Annotated in this window: 1 protein-coding gene; it reads right to left on the minus strand. The window is 48.6% G+C overall.

The genetic code is table 11. The annotated features are described in order from the left end of the window. Window positions 1–1,974 (minus strand): beta strand repeat-containing protein (locus VZ95_RS26300; protein ID WP_198148452.1); only part of this gene is annotated, 1,974 nt, incomplete at both ends.

Raw genomic sequence — 1,974 nt, forward strand, 5'->3', positions numbered from 1 at the left:
CGGTGTCGAGACCGCCGGTGTAGGTGAGGGTGAGGGTTGCGGCATTGGCGATGGAGATTGTATCGTTTCCGAGGCCAGCAGAAATTGTATCGTTACCGTCGCTGGTAGAAATGGCATCATCCCCCGATCCGGTTTCGATATAGTCATTGGTGACGCCAGTGAAATATTCCTGGACGACAATCAGGTTGTTACCGTCTCCTGCCCGTACATCGTTGTTACCTCGCCCGAGATAGTATGTATCGTTTCCGCTGCCAGACGTAATCGTGCTGCCGAGAAGGCTAGAGTTACCGTTGAAATAATTAGTTCCATCTCCGAGCGAGAGATTATTGCTAACATAGTACCCATAATAAGATCCACCATGATCTATGTAATCATCACCATCACCGGCTGTTATATGGAGGCTTGTTCCCGGTTCAGTGGTAATAACCGTGTCCGTTGCGGGTTGGCCAGTCAGTGATCCTGTCCAGTAACGAACATAATTGCTGCCATTTCCGAGGTCGATAGTGTGATTTCCATAGGCAACTAAGATAGTATCATTGCCATTACCGGCAACAATTGTATTGCTACCGCTTCCCACTGAAATCGAATCGTTCCCTTGGCCGGTCACAATATCGTGATCGCCGTCGGTGAAAACCACGGCGACATCGGCGGTGTTTGTGACATCGCTGCGCACATATTTATAGCCGGTCGTCCCGCCAATGGAATCGGTGCCGGAGCCGCTGAAGATCGTATCGTCACCGTCACTGGTCGAAATGGCATCATCCCCCGATCCAGTTTCGATATAGTCATTTGTGGTACCGGTAAAAAATTCCGCAACGACAATTAGATTGTTGCCATCACCAGCCCGGACATCATTATTACCGCGCCCGAGGTAGTATGTATCGTTCCCGCTGCCGGACGTAATTGTGCTGCCGAGGAGGGAAGAGTTACCGTTAAAATAATTTTTACCATCCCCCAGTGATAGGGTGTTACCAACATGGTACCCATAGTATGAACCATTATGGGTTATATAATCATCTCCGCTGCCGCCGGTAATAGAGAGAATAGTTCCTGGTTCAGTTGTTATAACGTGCCCATCCGCAGTTTGCTGGTATAGACTGCCAGTCCAATAGTACACGTAGTTGCTGCCATTTCCAAGATTGATAGTGTGGTTCCCATAGGCAACCGAGACCGTGTCATTCCCATCACCGGCAACAATTGTATTGTTACCGCTTCCCACTGAAATCGAATCGTTCCCCTGGCCAGTCACAATATCGTGATCGCCATCGGTGAAAACCACGGCGACATCGGCGGTATTTGTGACATCGCTGCGCACATATTTATAGCCGGTCGTCCCGCCAATCGAATCGGTGCCGGAGCCGCTGAAGATCGTATCGTCACCGTCACTTGTCGAAATGGCATCATCCCCCGATCCGGTTTCGATATAGTCATTGGTGACGCCAGTGAAATATTCCTGGACGACAATCAGGTTGTTACCGTCTCCTGCCCGTACATCGTTGTTACCTCGCCCGAGATAGTATGTATCGTTTCCGCTGCCAGACGTAATCGTGCTGCCGAGAAGGCTAGAGTTACCGTTGAAATAATTGTTTCCTCCTCCTAATGAAAGGAAATTATTAGTATAATAACCATAGTAAGATCCGCCATGCGTTATGTAGTCATCGCCATTTCCGCCAGTAACGGAGAGGGTGGTTCCTGGTTCAGTTGTTATAACATGTCCGTCTGCAGTTTGATCATACAGACTACCAGTCCAGTAGGTAACATAATTATAGCCACTCCCAAGATTAAGGTTGTAACCTCCAAAACCTAGGGCGATAGTATCATCACCTGCACCTGCGCTAATCGTCGTATTCCCATGTCCGACGGATATGGAATCTGTTCCAGAGCCACCAATAATACTATGATTACCGCTGCCAGCTGAAATTGAATCTATGCCACCATTGCCATTTATGGTGCTATTACCGTTTCCAACGGAAA

It is taken from the genome of Elstera litoralis, assembly GCF_000963705.1.
Classification (GTDB): Bacteria; Pseudomonadota; Alphaproteobacteria; order Elsterales; family Elsteraceae; genus Elstera; species Elstera litoralis.